Below are 17,947 nucleotides of genomic sequence, written 5' to 3' on the forward strand. Positions count from 1 at the left end.
AACCCGACGAACGGGCCGGCGGCGGATGGACAACCCGCGGGGGTCAGTCGAGGACGGCGTAGGCGCGGATCGGGAAGCTGCCCATGCCGACCACCGGCGGCGGGGCGCAGTGGAGGCGGAAGCCGCTCGCCGGGAGCCGGTCCAGGCCGCCGAGGTGTTCGACGATCGGGATCCCGGCGCCGAGCAGGCCGGTGTGGGCGGGGCGGTCGAGGTCCGCCATGTCGTCGATGTTGACCGAGTCGATGCCGACCAGGGAGGCGCCCTCGGCGATCAGCCAGTGCACGGCGTCGACGGTGAGGAAGGGGTGTTCGGGGTCGCCGTACTTCTCCGTCCCCCAGTGCCGGTCCCAGCCGGTGCGCACCAGCACGGCCCGCCCGGCGACCTCGTGACGCTCCAGCAGCTCGGGGCCGACGGCCCGGCCCGCGCCGGTGGCGTCGATCAGGACGCCCGGGACGTCGGCGAGCAGCGCGAGGTCCAGTCCGGAGAGGTCGGCGCCGTCCGGGTAGCGGTGGAACGGGGTGTCCAGGTAGGTGCCGGTGTTGGCGACCATCTCGATCCGCCCGATCTGGAACTCGGTGCCCGGGGTGTAGCGGGGCCGGGAGTCGGCGCGGGACATGTGGTCGGAGATGACCGGCCCGGGCAGGCCGGGGTAGGTGGTCATGCCGGCTTCGATCGGGTGGGAGAGGTCGACGACGGTGCGTCGGCTCGGTCGGTTCATCGGTTCGACTCCTGGATCCGGTCTTGGACCTGTTCTTCGCGGGGCGCCGGCAGCAGCCCGTCGTACTCGGGTTTGAGCTTCCAGTCGGGGTCGGGCGGGCGGTGGCCGGGGCGCGGGCAGTGCGTGGAGTGCTCGCCGGTCACCGGATCGTGCAGGTAGCGCGGACAGTTCTCGAACACCGCGGTGACGCCGACCCGCAGCACGGCCTCGGCGCCGTGGTGCGGGTGCAGCGCGTCGCGGTCGGTCAGCACCTCGCAGGTGCCGTTGACCCGCAACTTGGCCCGCAGGGACGGGAAGAGGAACAGCAGACCCACGCGCCGCACGGCGGCGGCGTTGCCGAGTGTGCGGTACATGCCGTTGCCGTCGTAGCTGGGGATCTCCAGCGTCCGAAGGTCCGGCACGCGGACGAAGCCCGGCAGGCCGCCCTTGTAGGAGCACTCGGGGAAGCCGTCGGGGTCGATCGTCGCGACGTACACGGCGTCGGCCCCGCGGATCCACTCGGCGTGCTCCTCCTCCAGTTCGTCCAGCACGTACCGGTGGGCCAGGTGGTCGGCCAACTGCTCGCTGCCGAAGAGGCGTTGGAGGTCGCGGCTGCCGTCGTGGTAGAACTCCTCGGGCTTCACGGGGCCACCCTCACCGCAGCGCCCGCATCTGCTGCCAGACCCGGGTGTAGTACGCGTTGGCGACCCGCTCGCGGGTGAGCGCGCCCATGCCGATCTCGCGCAGCACCTCGGGGGAGTGGTGGGCCAGTGGGGCGAGCACGTTCTCCAGCCACTCGGCGCCGTGGTCGGCGTCCACGTGGACGTGGATGCGCTGGTAGAGGATGACGTCGTCCGGCACGCCGAGGCGCGCGCAGCCGTCGACCATCGCCTGGAAGCGCACCGGTGCGGTGTACTCCATGAGCCCCATCGCGGCGAGCAGGCGGGGCGTCAGGTGCCGGTGGACGCCGTACATGAGCACGAGGTTGGCGTTCTCGAACACCTCCATGCCGCCGAGGCCGGAGACGTCCACGCCGCTGAGTTCGAGCCGGCCGCGCATGTACCGGGCCGAGTGCTCGAACAGCCGGGTGTGCATCTGCTCCAGCTTGCCCTCGCCCATCTCGTCCCAGTAGTTCTCGGCCATGGTGAGCTTGCTGGTGCCGGTCGCGCCGAGCTGGGCGAGGGCGACGAGGTCGTCGAAGCGGCTGTCGACCAGTTCCTCGGCGAGGAAGAACAGCGCGATCTCCTCGATCGTGGCCTCGTCGGCGAGGTAGCGGCAGAAGGCGGGCTGGACGTGCCGGGAGCGCAGGTCGGCGAACCAGTCGGCGAGGCCCTCGGCGGTGCGCGGCAGCAGCGCCTCGTCCACCCGCCCGTCCTCCCAGCGCAGCCAGGCGTCCTCGGTGGCGGCGATGACGGGGTCGGCGTTGAGGCGCGGCATCGACAGGAACGTTTCGGCGCCGCCGAGGTAGCCGGTGTAGTGACGGTGCAGCCGCTCCATCAGCGCGAGGCGGACGGCGGCGTCCGGCTCGGTGCCGGCCGCCGGAAAGGCGGCGGCGATTTCCGCGCCGGCGTGGTCCCCCGCGCCGGACGGGCTTTCCGCACCGGACCGGTCTTTCGTGCCGGTCCCGGCGCGCGGCGGCGCGATGCTCTCAGAAATGGCCCCGGACATGCATTCCTCCTGGGTTTTCCCTCCCCGGGAATTATCCCGGGGCAGGTCGGCCTGACCGCATCTTCCAGAATGCGGTTGCGGTTCGTTCACGCAGGGTTTTGTCCGCACGGATCGGGCGGAACGGGCGTGCGGCTTTTCGACGGCGGACGGGCCGTCACATCACCGTGGTGCGGTAGAGCAGCCGGTGGTGGTAGCGGCTGTCGCACGGGGTGCGGGTGTGCATGGTCGCGTCGTTGTCCCAGATGACCAGGTCGCCGACGTTCCAGCGGTGGCGGTAGAGGTAGCGCTCCTTGGTGGCGTGCGCGTGCAGGTCGTCCAGCAGCTCGGCGCCCTCCTTCTCGTCCAGCCCCACGACCCCGCTGATGATCATGCTCCCGAGCAGGAGCGAGCTGCGGCCGGTCACCGGGTGGCGGCGCACGATCGGCTGCGCCACGTCCGGGGTGCGCTCGCGCTCCTCGGCGGAGAGCGGCTTCTTGTGCGGGTTGGTGAGGAGCTCCTGGTCCACGAGGTACGTCATGGAGTGGACGGCCTTCAGGCCGTCGATCCGCTCCCGGACCTCCTCGGGCAGCTCGTCGTAGGCCGTGGTGCTGTCCGCGAAGACCGTGTCGCCGCCCTCCTCGGGGGCGATCGCCGAGTACAGCAGCGACGCGCGGCTCATGACCTCGCGCCACGAGTAGTCGGTGTGCCACTCCTCCTGGTCGTCCCCGTCGTAGAGGCCGATCGGCTCGCCGTCCTCGAAGATGTTGCTGATCTTCAGCACCTCGGGGTGGTCCGGCACGACGTACCGGGCGACGGGGTAGACGTCCAGCGGGCCGAACAGCCGGCTGAAGCGGACGTGGTCGGCGTGGCTCAGGTCCTGGCCCGGCAGGACCAGGACGCGGTGGCGGACGAGGTCGTCGAGGATCCGGTCGGCGGTCTCCCGGTCGACCTCCTCGCGCAGGTCGATGCCGGTGATGCGGGCGCCGAAGACGGGGCCCAGCGGTTCGAGCGTGTAGGACGTCATGGGAAACACCTCTCGTGTGAGGTACCTCGGTCTGCGGCCGTCGGTCAGAGGGTGCGCCAGTCGCGCTCGGGATCCGCGAGGACGGCGAGCACGATCCGCCGGTACGCCGCCACCCAGCCGGCCACCGTCTCCTCGTCGAACTCCTCGGGGTTGTACTGGACCATCCCGCTGATCTCCCCCGACGGCGAGACGCCCATGTTCCAGGCGGCGCCGCCCGGGATCTGCTCGCTCGCGCTCTCGCCCTTGGCGACCGGCGCGGTCCCCTCGGAGATCAGGAACGGGTCCGCGCCCCCGGCCGGCGCGGCCAGCGTCTCGGAGAAGCCGAAGATGAAGTCGCAGTTGCGCGGATCGGCCATCGGCGCCATCAGCGACGGCACGGCCTGCTCGACCCAGTGGATCGGCACCTCGTGCCGGTACGCCTCCAGGCAGGTGGTGCGCACGGCCAGGAGGAGCTCGCGGAACGTGCCCGCGGCCGCGAGGTCGGTGCGCAGCGCCAGGAAGTTGAGGAACGGGCCCACGGTGTCCTGGTACTCGGGCCGGCCCCGCCCGTGCACGATCGTGTTGACGACCGGGTCGTCCGCCCCGGAGATCCGGCTCGCCAGTACGGCGAACGCCCCCAGCATCACCATGAAGCGCGAGCAGCGGGCGGCCTTGGCCAGCGCCGCCACCGCGTCCGTCGTCGCCGCGTCGAAGCGGAAGGGGTGCGCGACGTACAGCTCGGTGTGCTCGGGCGGGATCGGGCGGTCGGTCGGCAGGGTGAAGAACGGCGCGCCGTCCAGCCGCTTGCGCCAGTACGCGAGGTTCTCGGCCGCCGCGTCGCCGGACTGGTTCTCCGCCTGCCACCGCGTGTACTCGCCGTACTGGCGCAGCGCCGGCAGGCCCGGCTCGCGGCCCGCCGTCCGGGCGGCGTAGCACGCGGCGAGGTCGCGGTGGATCAGCTGGAGCGCCCAGCCGTCGCAGGCCGTGTGGTGGCTGACCAGGCCGAGCACCGCGTCCCGTGCGTCGAAGCGGGTGAGGAACGCCCGCAGCAGCGGCAGCCGTTCGACGGGCAGTGCTGTCGACTCGGCCTCGGCGAGCAGCTGCTGCGCCGCCGCGTCGCGCCGCGCCCAGGCCACCGGCAGGTCCCGCACGTGCAGCGGCACCCGGGTGGCCGGGCGCACCTGCTGGTACGGCGGCTCGGCGTCGCGCACGATCACCGTGCGCAGCACCTCGTGCCGTGCCACCACGTCGTCCAGTGCGCCCTGGAGCGCGGCCACGTCGACGGGCCCGGTGATGCGCAGCGCCTTGGACACCGTGAACCGGGGCCCGAACGAGCCGGAGCCCGCGTTGGCGCACCAGTGCTCCTGCTGGCTGGAGAGGGGGTGGCGGCCGGTCCCGTCCCCGGCGTTCCCGGCGGGCGGGACCGGCGCTGCGTCCTCGGTGTGCGGCACGTCGTCTCCTCGGCTCGGCGGTCGGAGTGCGGTTCGACACTCCGACGAACGGGAGGACGGCGGTTTGGACGGCGGCGGCGAAAAAACTTTCAGCGGATTTCTTCGGGCTCCTGCTTGGGCTGCTCGGCGGCGGCCTCGTGGGCCCGGACGGCGCGGGCGAAGGAGCGCAGGTCGCCCGCGAGGAGCTCGGGCACCTCCAGGGCGGGGAAGTGCCCGCCCTCGGCGAACTCGCTCCACTGGACGATGTTCGGGAAGCGCCGTTCGGCGATCCGCCGCACCGGCAGGCTCCCGTCGTGCGCGAAGGCGGCGACGGCGAGCGGCACCGGGTGCGGCGGCTCGGCGACGGGCCGGCGGGCGGCGTCGGGGAGCATGTCGGCCATCTCGTAGTACAGCTGTGCGGACGAACCGGCCGTCGCTGTCAGCCAGTAGAGCGAGACGTTGGTCAGGAGCTGGTCCCGGCTGATCGAGTCGCCGCTCGTCCAGTCCTGGAACTTCTCGGCGATCCACGCCAGTTGGCCGACCGGGGAGTCGGTGAGGCCGTAGGCGAGGGTCTGCGGGCGGGTGCTCTGGATCTTCATGTAGCCGGCCCGGCCGGTGGTCTCGAACGCGGCCAGGTGGGCGAGCCGCTCCCGGTCCGCCTCGTCGAGGCCCTCCAGGTCCTCCGGACCGGTGGGCGGGGTGAGCAGGAACGTCACGTGGGCGCCCGCGAGGTGCTCGGGGTCGAGCGCGGCGGCGGTCAGCGAGATCCACACGCCGAGGTCGCCGCCGTGGGCCAGGTAGCGGCCGTAGCCGAGCCGGCGCATCAGCTCCGTCCAGGCCCGCGCGATCCGCGGGACGCCCCAGCCGGCCTCGGGCGCGGGGCCGGAGAATCCGAAGCCGGGCGGGGCCGGTATGACGACGTGGAACGCGTCCGCAGCGTCGCCGCCGTGGCCGCGCGGGTCCGTCAGCAGCTCGATGACGTCCAGGTACTCGGCGACCGAGCCCGGCCACCCGTGGGTGAGGATCAGCGGCGTGGCGTCCGGCTCGGGGGAGCGCACGTGCAGGAAGTGCACGGTGGCGCCGTCGATCTCGGTGCGGAACTGCGGGAAGCGGTTCAGCCGCTCCTCCGCGGCCCGCCAGTCGAACTCCGTGCGCCAGTACTCCGTGAGTTCCTTCAGGTACTCCAGCGGCACCCCGCGGGCCCAGCCCGCCCCGGGGACCTCGGCCGGCCAGCGCACCGCGGCCAGGCGGCGGTTGAGGTCGTCCAGGTCCTCCTGCGGAACGGCGATTCGGAACGGCTGCATTTCCGGGCCTCCTCAATTCGACGGGCGGCACGCCGCCCCTTCGTCCCTGCCGCCCGGGGACGCTACCAGCGCGCTCCGGCGCTCAACAGGGATCACCGGGGCACCGCCGGGCGACAGAGCAATCTGGAAGTAGAGGCGAATTCGCGGGCCGTCAATGATGGTGCCGTCGGCCGAGCGTGCCGCTTCGGCCCGCGCCGCACATTCCCGTTTCTCCGAATGTGCGCTCTCGTTCGCATTCTTCCGCTCCTTCCGTTCCTTCCGCCGTCGGACGTTCCAAAGAGGGGAGCACGGTGGCTACTCGAATCGGCGACCGGGCCGTGGTGCTGGGCGCCAGCGTGGCCGGGCTGCTCGCCGCCCGCCTGCTGGCCGACGCCTACCGCAGCGTCACGGTGGTGGACCGGGACGCGCTCACCTCCTCCGCCGCCCCGCGCCGCAGCGCGCCACAGGGCCGGCACGTCCACGGCCTGCTCGCCCGCGGCCAGCAGGTGCTGGAGGAACTGTTCCCCGGCCTCACCAAGGAGCTCGCCGAACTCGGCGTCCCCGTCTGCGACTTCGGCACCGGACTCACCTGGTACTTCGCCGGCCGCCCGATCCGCAAGGCGGAGACCGGGCTGATCTGCGTCTCCGCCGAGCGCCCGCTGCTGGAGGCCCGGGTGCGCGAGCGCGTCCTCGCCCTGTCCAACGTCCGCCTCCTCGACCGCTGCGACATCAACGGCCTCGACTCCTCGCCGGACCGCGGCCGCGTCACCGGCGTGCGCGTCCAGCCCCTCGACGGCGCCGAGGAGGTCCTCGCCGCCGACCTCGTCGTCGACGCCACCGGCCGCGGCTCGCGCACCCCGCGCTGGCTCCGCGAACTCGGCTACCCGCAGGTGCCGCAGGAGCGCGTCAAGATCGACCTCACCTACACCACCGCCGAGTTCGCCGCCCCGCTGCCCGTCGACCCGATCGGCGACGGCGCCGGCCTGGTCTGCGTCGCCGGCCCCGGCCGGCCGCGCGGCGCCACGCTGGTGCGCCTGCACGACCGCTACGCCCTCGCCCTCTACGGCCTGCTCGGCGAGCGCCCGCCCACCGACCCGGAGGGCTTCCTCGCCTTCGCGAAGAAGATGCCCGTCCCCGAGATCCACGCGGCCGTCGAACACGCCCGGATGGTCACCGAGCCGGTCTCCATGCACTTCCCCGCCAACGTGCGCCACCGCTACGAGCGCGTCGAGCGCCTGCCCGACGGCCTGCTCGCGATCGGCGACGCCGCCTGCGTGTTCAACCCCGTCTACGCCCAGGGCATGACCGTCGCAGCGATCGGCGCCACCGTGCTCCGCAGCCACCTGGAGCGCGGCGTCCCGCCCCGCCCGCGCGACTACTTCCGCGACCTCGCGGCCGTCATCGACGCGCCCTGGGACATGGCCGTCGGCGGCGACCTCGGCTTCCCCGGGGTCCGGGGCCGGCGCACGCTCGCCGTGCGGATGGCCAACCTCTACATGCCGCGCCTGCAGGCCGCCGCCGCCCACGACGGCACCCTCTCCACCGCGTTCCTGCGCGCGGCCGGCCTGGTCGACCCGCCCCAGGCGCTCATGCGGCCCTCGGTGGTCGCCCGGGTGTTCCGCCCCCGGCCCAAGCCCTGACGCGCCTCCCGACCAGGCCTTCCGACGCGCGTTCTGCCGCGTGTTCTGACGGACCCACCCGCACACGGAACTACCGGAGGTTCCCCGTGACAGCCCACCCCGAGCCCATCGTGCTCGACCCCACCGGCCGGGACGTCCACGCCGAGGCCGAACGCCTGCGCGCGCAGGGCCCGGTGGCGCAGGTCACCCTGCCCGGCGACGTCCGCGCCTGGTCGGTCGTCGGCTACGACACCGTCCGCCAGGTGCTCAACGACGAACGCTTCGCCAAGAACGCCCACGAGCACTGGCCGGCCTTCGTCAACGGCGAGATCAGCGAGGACTTCCCGCTGATCGGCTGGGTGCTCATGGACAACATGACCACCAGCGACGGCGCCGCCCACGCCCGGCTGCGAAACCTCACCGCCAAGGCCTTCACCATGCGCCGCACCGAGGCCATGCGCCCGCGCGTCGAGCGCATCGTCCGCGAGCTCCTCGACGACCTCGCCACCGCCGCGCCCGGCGAGGTCGTCGACCTCAAGGACCGCTACGCCTACCCGCTGCCCACCAAGGTGATCTGCGAACTCTTCGGCGTCCCCGAGCACATGCGCCGCGACGTGATGCGCGGCGGCGAGGTCAACACGGAGACGACGATCAACCACGAGGAGGCCGTCGCCAACGTCGAGTCCTGGCACAACGCGATGTACGAGCTCATCGAGATGAAGCGCAGGGAGCCGGACGACGACCTCCTGAGCATGCTGATCGAGGCCCGGGACAACGGCTCCCGGCTCAACCAGTCCGAACTCGCCGGCACCCTGCACCTGATGCTCGGCGCCGGTTCCGAGACGACCACCAACCTGCTCAGCAAGGCCGTCGTCGCGCTGCTCACCCATCCCGAGCAGTTCGCGCTGGTCCGCGAGGGGAAGGTGCCGTGGCGGGACGTCATCGAGGAGACCCTGCGGGTCGAGTCCCCGATCGCCCAGCTGCCTTTCCGCTTCACCACCGAGGAGGTGGAGATCGCGGGCGTGCGGATCCCCAAGGGCGACCCGGTGCTGATCGGCTTCGCCGCCTCCGGGCGCGACCGCGGCCGGCACGGCGAGGACGCCGACCGCTTCGACATCACCCGCCCCGACAAGGAGCACCTGTCCTTCGGCTACGGCGTCCACCACTGCCTCGGCGCGCCGCTGGCCCGCATGGAGGCCGCGATCGGGCTGCCCGCGCTGTTCGAGCGCTTCCCCGACCTGGCCCTCGCCGTCCCGGCCGAGGAGGTCCAGCCGCAGGGCACCTTCCTGCTCAACGGCACCGCCACGCTGCCCATCCGCCTGACGCCCGCTTCCTGACCACCCCGGAGGAGCCCCATGAACGCGAACGCACCGGTGAACGCGAACGCACCGGCCCGCGCGGAGCTGGTCCGCCGCGCGGCCGAAGTCGCCCCCGTCCTGCGCGCCAACGCCCCGTGGGGGGACGAGCACCGGCGGCTGCACGAGGAGTCCCTGGCGGCGCTGACCGACGCCGGCCTGTTCAGGATGCGGGTGCCGGCCCGCTACGGCGGCTACGAGACCGACGCCGCGACCTTCGTCGAGGTGATGACCGAACTCGCCCGGGGCGACGGCTCCGCGGCGTGGAACGTCTCCGCGTGGTCCGTCTCGGCCTGGATGGCCTGCCAGTTCCCCGACCACGTCCAGGACGAGGTGTTCGGCTCGTCCGCCGGGGACGTCCGGGTGTGCGGCGTGCTCAGCCCGAGCGCCACCGCCGTCCCGGCCGCCGACGGCGCCGTGGTGAACGGCGCCTGGCAGTTCATCAGCGGCGCGCACCACAGCGGGTGGCAGGTCGCCCTCGCGATGGGACCGACGCCGGACGGGCAGTCGCAGTGGCCGCTGATGGCACTGGTCCCGCTCTCCGATCTGACGATCGTCGACGACTGGGACACCACCGGCCTGCGGGGCACCGGCAGCGTCACCACCGTCGCCGAGGACGTGTTCGTGCCGCAGGACCGCCTGCTGCCGCTCGCCCTCGTGCTCCAGGAGCAGTCCGCCTCCAAGCTCAACCCGGAGTCGGCGCTCTACCGCGCCCCGCTCATCGCCACCGGCTGCACGACCTTCACCGGCACCGCGATCGGCCTCGCCAGGTCGGCGCTCGCGACGTACCTGGAGCAGCTCGACAAGAAGATCACCTACACCGAGTACGCGTCGCGGCGCGAGGCCCCCGTCACCCACCTCCAGGTCGCCGAGGCGGCGCTGCGGATCGAGGAGGCCGAGGGCCACGCCGCGCGGCTGGCCGCCCTGGTGGACGCCAAGGGCGCGGCCGGCGAGCCGTGGACGGTCGAGGAGCGGGTGCACGCCCGCGCCTACCTCGGCCGCGTCTTCGACCGCGCCACCCGCACGGCCCGCAGCCTCGGCGACGCGAGCGGCGGCGGCTCCCTCTACCTCACCGGCCCGCTCCAGCGCACTGTGCGGGACCTCCACGCGCTGAGCCTGCACGCCCTGATGCATCCGGCGACCAACACCGAGCTCTACGGCCGCGTGCTGTGCGGCCTGGCGCCCAACACGATGTACCTGTAGCCCGGTTCCGCCGCCCTCGGGAAAGCACCCGGGGGCGGCGGACCTTCTCTGACCTCAGGCCCCGGCGTCCTGCGCCCAGTGGCCCGCCCGGACCAGGCCGAGGACCAGCGCCGCGATGTTCCACGCGTCGTCCTCGCCCCGGTGGTGACGCCCCTCCAGGGGCAGCCCGGCCAGCTCCAGGGCCTGCGCCATGCCGGGGCGCTTGCGCAGCCCGTGCGCCTGCGCGAAGACCGCCTTGGCGTTGGTGTGCCGCTCGCCGGAGCCGAAGGGGTACACCACCCCGTTGTCGCGGCACTGGCGGGTGAACTGCTTGCGGTCGTAGTCGCCCCAGCTGGCCCAGGCCCGCTCGCCCGCGCCGTGCTCGGCGGCCAGCAGCGCGCAGGCGTCGGCGAACGGCAGGCCGGTGTCGACCTCCCGCTGGGTGAGCCCGGTCAGTTCGGTGCAGAACGCGCTGACGGCCGAGCGCTTCGGCCGCACCAGGATCCGGTGGCGCCCGACGCGCTCGCGGGCTTCGAGGTCGACCACGGTCAGTCCGATCTCGATGATCTCGTTGACCTCGCCGCGCGGCACCGGGCCGTCCCAGCAGGTGGCCTCGACGTCCACCACGTTGAGCAATCGTGCGTCCATGCGGGGATCATGGGCGGCGGTCGTCGGCGCGGTCAATCGGTTATCGGCCGCGCCCGGTGGGCATGGTGGGTGTCGAGGCCGGGTGGATCGACGCGGCTGCGGCGTATCGCCCCGCGATCCGGCAGGACACCGTCGAAGGGCAGGAATGGCAGGGAACGGCTGGGACGAAGGGCCGGGACGCGGCCGTCTCGTCGTGGGCGTGAACGGATCACCGGGGAGTCTCGCGGCCCTGCGGTGGGCGATCGCCCGGGCCCGGCGCACCGGTGTCGGCCGGCTCGTCGTGCACGCCTGGACGTCGCCGGTCGGCGCGCGGCGCACCCTGCGCCACCCGGACTGGCCCCCGGTCGTCGAGGCCCGGGAGGCCGCCGCCGACGTGCTGGCCGCGGCGGTGGAACAGGCCTTCGCCGCCGGGGTCGTCGCCGACGGCGCACTGGTGCGCGGCGCACCGGCCGCCGCCCTGGTCCGGATCGCGGACCGGGAGGGCGGCCTGCTGGTCCTGGGCACGGGCACCGGCCGCTTCCGTGTCCGGGGTCGCGTGGCCGCCCACTGCCTGAAGCACGCGTGCTGCCCGGTGCTCACCGTGCCGCCGACCGCGAAGCGCAGCGCGGCCACCCCTGCCGTGAGGCTGTGACGCGGCCGCTGGGCACTTGCGGCGGCGGGTGCACCGCTGGCAGCCTGACCGTGTGATCGACACACCTGCGGCACCCGACGCGCTGGACGACTTCACCGAGCACCGCCGACTCCTCTTCGGCACCGCCTACCGCCTGCTCGGCAGCGTCGCCGACACCGAGGACGTGCTGCAGGACGCCTGGCTCGCCTGGTCCCGCGTCGACCGGGAGACGGTCGCCAACCCCCGGGCCTACCTGGTGCGCACGGTCACCAACCTCTCGCTGACCCGGCTCACCTCGGCCCGGGCCAAGCGCGAGGCCTACGTCGGCCCCTGGCTGCCCGAACCCCTGCTCACCGCCCCGGACATCGCGGACGGCGCCGAGCTCGCGGACTCCGTCTCCACCGCGATGCTCGTGGTCCTGGAGAGCCTCGGCCCCGTCGAGCGGGCGGTGTTCGTGCTGCGCGAGGCCTTCGGCTTCTCGCACGCGGAGATCGCCGGGTTCCTCGACCGGAGCGAGGCGACGGTCCGCCAGACCGCCCACCGCGCCCGCGAACACGTCCGCGCCCGCCGCCCGCGCTTCGACAGCGACCCGGAACAGCGCCGCGAGATCACCGACCGCTTCCTCGCGGCCTGCACGGGCGGCGACCTGAACGCGGTGATGGAGCTCCTCGCCCCGGACGTGACCGCGTGGTCCGACGGCGGCGGCAAGGTCACCGCGGCCCGCCGCCCGCTGCACGGCACCGACGGCGTCGCCCGCTGGATCCTCGGCGTCCTCGCCAAGCCCGAACTCCGGGGCATGGCCTGGCGGTCGGCCGTCATCAACGGCGAGCAGAGCGTCCTTTTCACCATGGCCGGCCACCCGGTGGGCGCGCTCACCTACGACATCGCCGACGGCCGCCTGCAGAACCTGCGCTTCCAGGTCAACCCCGACAAGCTGACCGGCCTGGCCGGGGAGACGGCGTGACGACCCTGAACCTCTGGCGCCGGCCCCTCGCCGAGGTGCCGGCCGACGTCTGGGACCGCACCGACGTGACGGTCCTGATCCTGGCCGAGACCGGCCTGACCGAAGTGCCGCCCGCCGTCGCCGCGTTGCAGCGCCTGCGCACCCTCGACCTCGGCCACAACGAACTCGCGGCCCTCCCCGCCGAACTGGGCGACCTGACGGGCCTGCGCGACTTCCTCTACCTGCACGACAACGGGCTGTTCACCCTGCCCGAAACCCTCGGCCGCCTCACCGCGCTGCGCTACCTCAACGTCGGCGAGAACCGGCTCCGCGAACTCCCCTCCACGATCGGCGACATGGCGTCGCTGGTGGAGCTCCGCGCCCAGTACAACCGGCTCGCCGCGCTCCCGGAGTCGATCGGCCGCCTCGGCGCCCTGCGCGAACTCTGGCTGCGCGAGAACCGGTTGAGCAGCCTGCCCGAGTCGGTCCGGGACCTGGCCGACCTGCGCGAGCTGGACCTGCGCGACAACCACCTCACCGAGATCCCTCCGCCCCTCGCCGGTCTCCCCCTGCTGCGCCGCCTCGACCTGCGGAGCAACCGGATTACCACCCTGCCACCGTGGCTCACCGAACTCCCCGCCCTGGAGAAGCTCGACCTCCGCTGGAACCCGGTGAGCCCTGCCCCCGCCCTGCTCGACGCCCTCGCGGCCCGGGGCTGCGAGGTCCTCTGCTGAGCTCTTCGCACCGGTCCCGAAGGGGGCCGCCCCGGTCCACCCCCGTGGGTCCGGGGCGGCCCCCTCTGCTTCAGGCGGTGGTGTCCTGCGGGTACCACCGCAGCTCGACGGTGTTGCCGTCCGGGTCCTGGACGTAGACGGAGGTGGCGGTGCCGCGGGCGCCGTAGCGGGGGACGGGGCCCTCCAGGACGGTGAAGACGCCCGAGTCGATGACCTCCTGCCAGTCGAGGGGCTCGACGGTGAGGCAGATGTGGTCGACGTTGGACTCGTGCCGGGGGCGGTGGACCAGGTCGATGATGGTCCCGGCGGTGACCCGGACGGACGGGAAGGACACCTTGCCGGCCCGCCACTCGTCGACCCGGACGGGCTCCAGGCCGAGGAGGCCGGAGTAGAAGGCGAGGGAGCGCTCGATGTCGGCGACGTTGAGGACGAGGTGGTCGAAGGCGATGACGCGCATGGTGGCCTGCTCCGGGGGTGTGGGTTCCGCTGGTGACGTGTTCCACGATCCTCCGCCAGGAAGTGATCATCAATGCCGGATGGTCGTATGATCGTTGAGCTGGACTAAACGATGCCGGAGCGAACGGTGCCGGGAGCGGGCGAGGGGGCGGCATGCTGGAGCGGCTGGAGATCGAGGTCTTCCTCGCGCTCGCCGGGGAACTGCACTTCGGCCGGACCGCCGAGCTGCTGAACCTCACCACCGGGCGGGTCAGCCAGGTGGTCAGGAAGCTGGAACGCCGGATCGGCGCGCCGCTGTTCGACCGCACCAGCCGGTCCGTCCGGCTGACCCCGGTCGGGCGGCAGCTGGCCGAGGACCTCGCTCCGGTGGTGGCCGCGATGGAGGAGGCCCTGCGCCGCGCGGTGGACGCCGGCCGGGGGGTGACGGGCGAGCTGCGGGTCGCGTTCATGGGCGAGTGGACGGCACCGGTGCTGCTCCGGGCGGTCGCGCTGTTCGGCGAGCGGCACCCCGACTGCCGGGTGGACGTCCGGGAGGCGCAGCTCTCCAACTCGCGGTCCGGTCTGGAGGACGGCTCGGTCGACGTCCTGGTCGCCTCCTACCCCTTCGACGGCATGGCCACCGGGCCGGTCCTGCTGACCGAGCGCCGCGCCCTGGCGGTGCCGGCCGGGCACCCGCTGGCGGGGGAGGAGTCGGTGTCGCTCGAAGTGCTCGCGGACCACCCGGTGGTGCAGTACCCGGCGGTGACGTCGGTCGGGTTCAAGCGCGACCGCACCCCCGACCGCACCCCCTCCGGTCGGCCCGTGCCCAAGGGGCCCTCCGGCGGGACGTTCTCCGAGATGCTCAGCCTGGTCGCGCTGGGCCGGGGCGTCCTGCCGGTCGGCGAGCACTGCCGCCAGTACTACCCGCGCCCCGACCTCGCCTACGTCCCGATCCACGACGCCCCGCCGATCGAGCGCGGCCCGGTCTGGCTGCCGGGCAACACGACGGAGCGGGTCCGCGAGTTCGTCCGGGCGGCGGCCGACGTGGCCGCCGCCGGTGCGGCCGTGGCGCGGTAGCGATCAGCCCGCCGGAGTCGCCGCCGGCTGGTCGCAGAAGGTGCCCGACGCGAAGCTGAACACCGTGTACGTGCGGTCCGCCACGGTGAACTCCGCGGCCTCGCGCATGCCCAGGTGCCGGTGGACCGCGAGCGACTTGTGGTTGGACCGCTCGACGAACAGGACGCCGTGGTCGAAGCGGTCGCGGAGGTTCGCGTCGACCGCCCGCAACAGGCTCCGCACCACCCCGCGCCCGCGGAAGGCCGGATCGACGACCACCGGCCCGTACAGGTAGAAGCGGTCCGGCGCGAGCCCGGCGCGCAGGGCGGCCTCCCAGGTCTGCCGCGGCGGCCCTTCGTCGAGCGCCGGCGAGGCGGGGGCGGTGAGGGCGGCGCCCGCGATCCGCCCGTCCTCCTCGGCGACGTAGACGCCGGTGGTGGCCTCCATCGAGGCGAGCTTGTCCCCGTCGAAGCGGCCCTGCACGAAACCCCGCTCCGCGCGCTCCTCCGGGGACAGCCCCTCGCCCCGGGCGCCGTCGATCAGGGCGAGCACCGTGGCACGGTCGGCGGCGACTGCTGTACGTGTCGACAAGGTCATGCCGACAACCTAGCCGTGCGTCGGAAAAAGATCACCACCGGCTTCATCCGCCTGCTACGGTGGATCACATGAAGCGCGCTGCACTCGCCACGACGACGCCGGAGAGAGTCCCGGTGCGCTGACTGCCGACCTAGTCCGAAGCCCCGGGGCGAGTGCCCCGGGGCTTCGCCGTTTCCGGATCCACTCGTCCCGCCCTCCGAGTGGAGACCACCCCATGAACGTTCACGTCCCCGCCGACGTCCACGCCGACTGCGCCGACGCCCACGAGCACGTCGCCGCCGCGCACGTCGCCGCGCACGACCACCGCAAGCTCGGCCGCGAGCTGGACCTCTTCGACACCGACCCCCTGATGGGCTCCGGCCTGCCCTACTGGCTGCCCGACGGCGCCGCCGTCCGGCACGCCCTGGAGGAGTACGTCCGCGGCCGCGAGCGCCGCGCCGGCTACCGCCACGTCTACTCGCCCGTCCTCGGCAAGCGCGAGCTGTACGAGATCTCCGGCCACTGGGCGCACTACCGCGACGACATGTATCCGCCGATGCAAGTCGGCTCGGAGGAGATGGTGCTGCGCCCCAGCCTCTGTCCCCACCACGCGCTGATGTACCGCTCCCGCCCGCACAGCTACCGTGAACTGCCCCTTCGGATGGCCGAGTTGGGCGGCATGTACCGCTCGGAGCTGTCCGGCGTGCTCGGCGGCCTCACCCGCGTCCGGGCGATCCAGCTGAACGACGCCCACGTCTTCTGCACCCCCGCGCAGGCCGCCGACGAGGCCGTCGCCGCGCTGGAGCTGATCCGCGAGGCGCACCGCGCGCTCGGCATCGTGCCCGTCCGCTACCGCCTCTCGCTGCCCGGCGCGGGCGGCAAGTACGTGGCCGACCCGGCCCTTTGGGAACGGGCGGTCGCGCTGCTCACCGACGTGCTGGAGCGCTCCGGCGTGCCGTTCGAGGCGGCGGAGGGCGAGGCCGCGTTCTACGGGCCCAAGATCGACGTCCAGATCGCCGACGGCGCCGGGCGCGAGTTCACCCTCTCCACCGTCCAGATCGACTTCCACCAGCCCGAGCGGTTCGACCTGCACTACATCGGGCCGGACGGCGCCAAACACCGCCCCGTGATGGTCCACCGGAGCGTGATCGGCAGCGTCGAGCGGGTGGTCGCCCACCTGATCGAGCTCCACGGCGGCGCGTTCCCCGCGTGGCTCGCGCCGGCCCAGATCGTGCTGGTGCCGATCTCGGAGGCGGAGGTCCCGCAGGCCGAGCGGCTGCGCGAACGCTGCCTCGACCTCGGGCTGCGCGCCGAGATCGCCGGTCCCGAGCACGGGAGCCTCGGAGCGCGGATCCGGGGGGCGCGTCTGGTGCCGTACCAGGCGGTGATCGGCGCGCGGGAGGCGGCGGACGGGCGCGTCGCGCTGCGCCTTCGGGACGGGCGCCGGCTCGACCCGATGCCGGCCGAGGAGGCGCTCGCCCGGATCGGCGCGCTGGTGGCGGCGTGCAGCGGCGAGTTGTGGGAGGAGGAGCCCGCCCGCTGATCCGGTGGCATACGTACGACTAGTGCGGCAAACGGTGTGTCGGATCGTCAAGAGGACTCGGCCGCCCGTCGAATGGGCGCGGCGGTCGAGTCCCCGGCCGCCGTCCCCCTCGTTCCGGAGGTACCCATGCGCATCCCGCGCAGGATCGTCGGGCCCGCCCTCGTCGCGTGCCTGGCCCTCGCCGCGTCGGCCGCCGTCGCACCCGCCGCCCCGGCCTCGTCCTTCCCGTCCCGACCGCTCCCGATCCCGGCGGTGCAGTACTGCGCCGCCGTCCTCGGCCACGTGCCCGGCGCGGACGGCCGGTCCCCGGTGCTCGGGCGAGCCTGTTCGTCGGACTCCCGCGAGGACGCCCTCGCCAAGGCCGACGGCGTGGACCGGTCGGCCGAGCGGCCCATGGACCGGACGCTGCTGCTGGAGGAGTTCAAGGACGCCGACTACGGCGGCGGCGTCATCTACGCCTTCTACGGCGACGCCGGCGGTTGCGACGGCAACGGCTACCACCTCGTCAACTACATCGACGTGGCGCTCAGCGTCTCGTCGATGAAGGGCTACAACAACTGCAACGCCGTCCACCTGTGGTCCACGCTCAGCGTGGAGAAGACGATGGACCTTCCGGCCTCCTACCTGGGGGCGAACTTCAACGACGCCGTCCGCGAACTCCAGGTCTTCCACCGCTGAGCGTCCGTTCCGGCGGCTCCGCCCGCTCGGTCGGGGCCGCCGGTGCGCGTCAGTAGGACTGCAGCTCGATCAGGTGCCCGTCCGGGTCCCGCAGGTGGGCGCTGCGCAGGTTCGGGCCCCACTCCGGACGGTCGGTGGCGGGCGCGGCGAGGGTGGCGCCATGGGCGAGGCAGAGGGCGAGCGCCTTGTCGACGTCGTCGACGCGGAAGACCAGCATCGCGCAGTCCTGAGCGGAGGTCCGGGCGGGCAGGTCCGTGGTGCCGAGGGTGGCGGCCATGGCGGCGCGGTCGTAGAGGACGAGGACGGCCTGGCCGTCGACGTCCCAGTTGGCGTACGGGCCCTCGGGGGTGCCCTTGACCAGGACGGCGCCGGTGAGGGGCGGGAGGACGGCGCGGTAGAAGCCGAAGCACTCGGCGAAGCGCGTGACGAGCAGGCGGGGGTACAGGGCGTCCATGGACAGGGCTCCTGGGCGTGACTCGAATATTAGTAGGTGTGAACCCACTATAGG

19 protein-coding genes are annotated in these 17,947 nt (G+C 73.1%); 9 read left to right on the plus strand and 10 right to left on the minus strand.

Features of this window, described 5'->3' with window-relative positions; all coding sequences use genetic code 11:
- Nucleotides 1–43: 43 nt before the first annotated feature.
- The 6 genes from AB0C76_RS04820 to AB0C76_RS04845 form a co-directional block, all read right to left on the minus strand.
- The gene (locus AB0C76_RS04820; protein ID WP_359959734.1) at nt 44–718 is read right to left on the minus strand and encodes a cyclase family protein; all 675 of its coding nucleotides are present in this window, start codon (nt 716–718) and stop codon (nt 44–46) included.
- Nucleotides 715–1,341, minus strand: a complete 627-nt coding sequence (locus AB0C76_RS04825) for a pyridoxamine 5'-phosphate oxidase family protein (RefSeq protein WP_359959737.1) — start codon at nt 1,339–1,341, stop codon at nt 715–717. Before AB0C76_RS04825 ends, AB0C76_RS04820 begins: the two co-directional genes overlap by 4 nt.
- 10 nt (nt 1,342–1,351) lie before the next feature.
- On the minus strand, nt 1,352–2,365 hold the full coding sequence (locus AB0C76_RS04830; RefSeq protein WP_359959739.1) for an iron-containing redox enzyme family protein: 1,014 nt from the start codon (nt 2,363–2,365) through the stop codon (nt 1,352–1,354).
- A gap of 154 nt (nt 2,366–2,519) precedes the next feature.
- A complete protein-coding gene (locus AB0C76_RS04835; RefSeq protein WP_359959742.1) occupies nt 2,520–3,368 on the minus strand; it encodes a TauD/TfdA family dioxygenase in 849 nt (282 codons plus the stop codon).
- Nucleotides 3,369–3,412: 44 nt separating this feature from the next.
- Complete coding sequence (locus tag AB0C76_RS04840; RefSeq protein WP_359959744.1) at nt 3,413–4,798, minus strand: condensation domain-containing protein; 1,386 nt, start codon at nt 4,796–4,798, stop codon at nt 3,413–3,415.
- Between the two features lie 89 nt (nt 4,799–4,887).
- The gene (locus tag AB0C76_RS04845; RefSeq protein ID WP_359959747.1) at nt 4,888–6,081 is read right to left on the minus strand and encodes an epoxide hydrolase family protein; all 1,194 of its coding nucleotides are present in this window, start codon (nt 6,079–6,081) and stop codon (nt 4,888–4,890) included.
- Between the two features lie 290 nt (nt 6,082–6,371).
- Between AB0C76_RS04845 and AB0C76_RS04850 the strand changes: the two genes are divergently transcribed.
- The 3 genes from AB0C76_RS04850 (at nt 6,372) to AB0C76_RS04860 (ending at nt 10,237) form a co-directional block, all read left to right on the plus strand.
- A complete protein-coding gene (locus AB0C76_RS04850; protein ID WP_359959750.1) occupies nt 6,372–7,700 on the plus strand; it encodes an FAD-dependent monooxygenase in 1,329 nt (442 codons plus the stop codon).
- A gap of 86 nt (nt 7,701–7,786) precedes the next feature.
- Nucleotides 7,787–9,016, plus strand: a complete 1,230-nt coding sequence (locus AB0C76_RS04855; protein ID WP_359959753.1) for a cytochrome P450 — start codon at nt 7,787–7,789, stop codon at nt 9,014–9,016.
- Between the two features lie 18 nt (nt 9,017–9,034).
- Nucleotides 9,035–10,237, plus strand: a complete 1,203-nt coding sequence (locus tag AB0C76_RS04860; RefSeq protein WP_359959756.1) for an acyl-CoA dehydrogenase family protein — start codon at nt 9,035–9,037, stop codon at nt 10,235–10,237.
- A 54-nt stretch (nt 10,238–10,291) separates the two neighbouring features.
- Here the strand turns inward: AB0C76_RS04860 and AB0C76_RS04865 are convergent, their stop codons facing one another.
- Entirely contained in the window at nt 10,292–10,864 is a 573-nt protein-coding gene (locus AB0C76_RS04865) for a 3'-5' exonuclease (protein WP_359959759.1), read from the minus strand.
- A gap of 145 nt (nt 10,865–11,009) precedes the next feature.
- Between AB0C76_RS04865 and AB0C76_RS04870 the strand changes: the two genes are divergently transcribed.
- The 3 genes from AB0C76_RS04870 to AB0C76_RS04880 are packed head-to-tail and all read left to right on the plus strand — an operon-like array spanning nt 11,010 to nt 13,151.
- Nucleotides 11,010–11,495 (plus strand): universal stress protein, encoded by a 486-nt coding sequence (locus AB0C76_RS04870; protein ID WP_359959762.1) that lies wholly within the window; start codon nt 11,010–11,012, stop codon nt 11,493–11,495.
- 52 nt (nt 11,496–11,547) lie between these two features.
- Nucleotides 11,548–12,438: an RNA polymerase sigma-70 factor gene (locus AB0C76_RS04875; protein WP_359959765.1), complete on the plus strand. Its 891-nt coding sequence runs from the start codon at nt 11,548–11,550 to the stop codon at nt 12,436–12,438.
- Entirely contained in the window at nt 12,435–13,151 is a 717-nt protein-coding gene (locus AB0C76_RS04880; RefSeq protein WP_359959767.1) for a leucine-rich repeat domain-containing protein, read from the plus strand. Before AB0C76_RS04875 ends, AB0C76_RS04880 begins: the two co-directional genes overlap by 4 nt.
- A gap of 70 nt (nt 13,152–13,221) precedes the next feature.
- On the opposite strand, the gene AB0C76_RS04885 is transcribed toward AB0C76_RS04880, so the two are convergent.
- Entirely contained in the window at nt 13,222–13,608 is a 387-nt protein-coding gene (locus tag AB0C76_RS04885; protein WP_359959770.1) for a VOC family protein, read from the minus strand.
- Between the two features lie 152 nt (nt 13,609–13,760).
- Between AB0C76_RS04885 and AB0C76_RS04890 the strand changes: the two genes are divergently transcribed.
- Nucleotides 13,761–14,663: a LysR family transcriptional regulator gene (locus AB0C76_RS04890; protein ID WP_359959773.1), complete on the plus strand. Its 903-nt coding sequence runs from the start codon at nt 13,761–13,763 to the stop codon at nt 14,661–14,663.
- Nucleotides 14,664–14,666: 3 nt separating this feature from the next.
- On the opposite strand, the gene AB0C76_RS04895 is transcribed toward AB0C76_RS04890, so the two are convergent.
- Nucleotides 14,667–15,239, minus strand: a complete 573-nt coding sequence (locus AB0C76_RS04895; protein ID WP_359959776.1) for a GNAT family N-acetyltransferase — start codon at nt 15,237–15,239, stop codon at nt 14,667–14,669.
- A 214-nt stretch (nt 15,240–15,453) separates the two neighbouring features.
- Between AB0C76_RS04895 and thrS the strand changes: the two genes are divergently transcribed.
- A complete protein-coding gene (gene thrS, locus AB0C76_RS04900; RefSeq protein ID WP_359959779.1) occupies nt 15,454–16,761 on the plus strand; it encodes a threonine--tRNA ligase in 1,308 nt (435 codons plus the stop codon).
- 126 nt (nt 16,762–16,887) lie between these two features.
- Nucleotides 16,888–17,439, plus strand: coding sequence for a hypothetical protein (locus AB0C76_RS04905; RefSeq protein ID WP_359959782.1), 552 nt, complete (start codon nt 16,888–16,890; stop codon nt 17,437–17,439).
- 49 nt (nt 17,440–17,488) lie between these two features.
- Here AB0C76_RS04905 and AB0C76_RS04910 read toward each other — a convergent pair whose 3' ends face one another.
- A complete protein-coding gene (locus AB0C76_RS04910; protein ID WP_359959785.1) occupies nt 17,489–17,893 on the minus strand; it encodes a VOC family protein in 405 nt (134 codons plus the stop codon).
- Nucleotides 17,894–17,947 lie beyond the last annotated feature (54 nt).

It is taken from the genome of Kitasatospora sp. NPDC048722 (assembly GCF_040650235.1).
In the GTDB taxonomy this organism is placed as follows: Bacteria; Actinomycetota; Actinomycetes; order Streptomycetales; family Streptomycetaceae; genus Kitasatospora.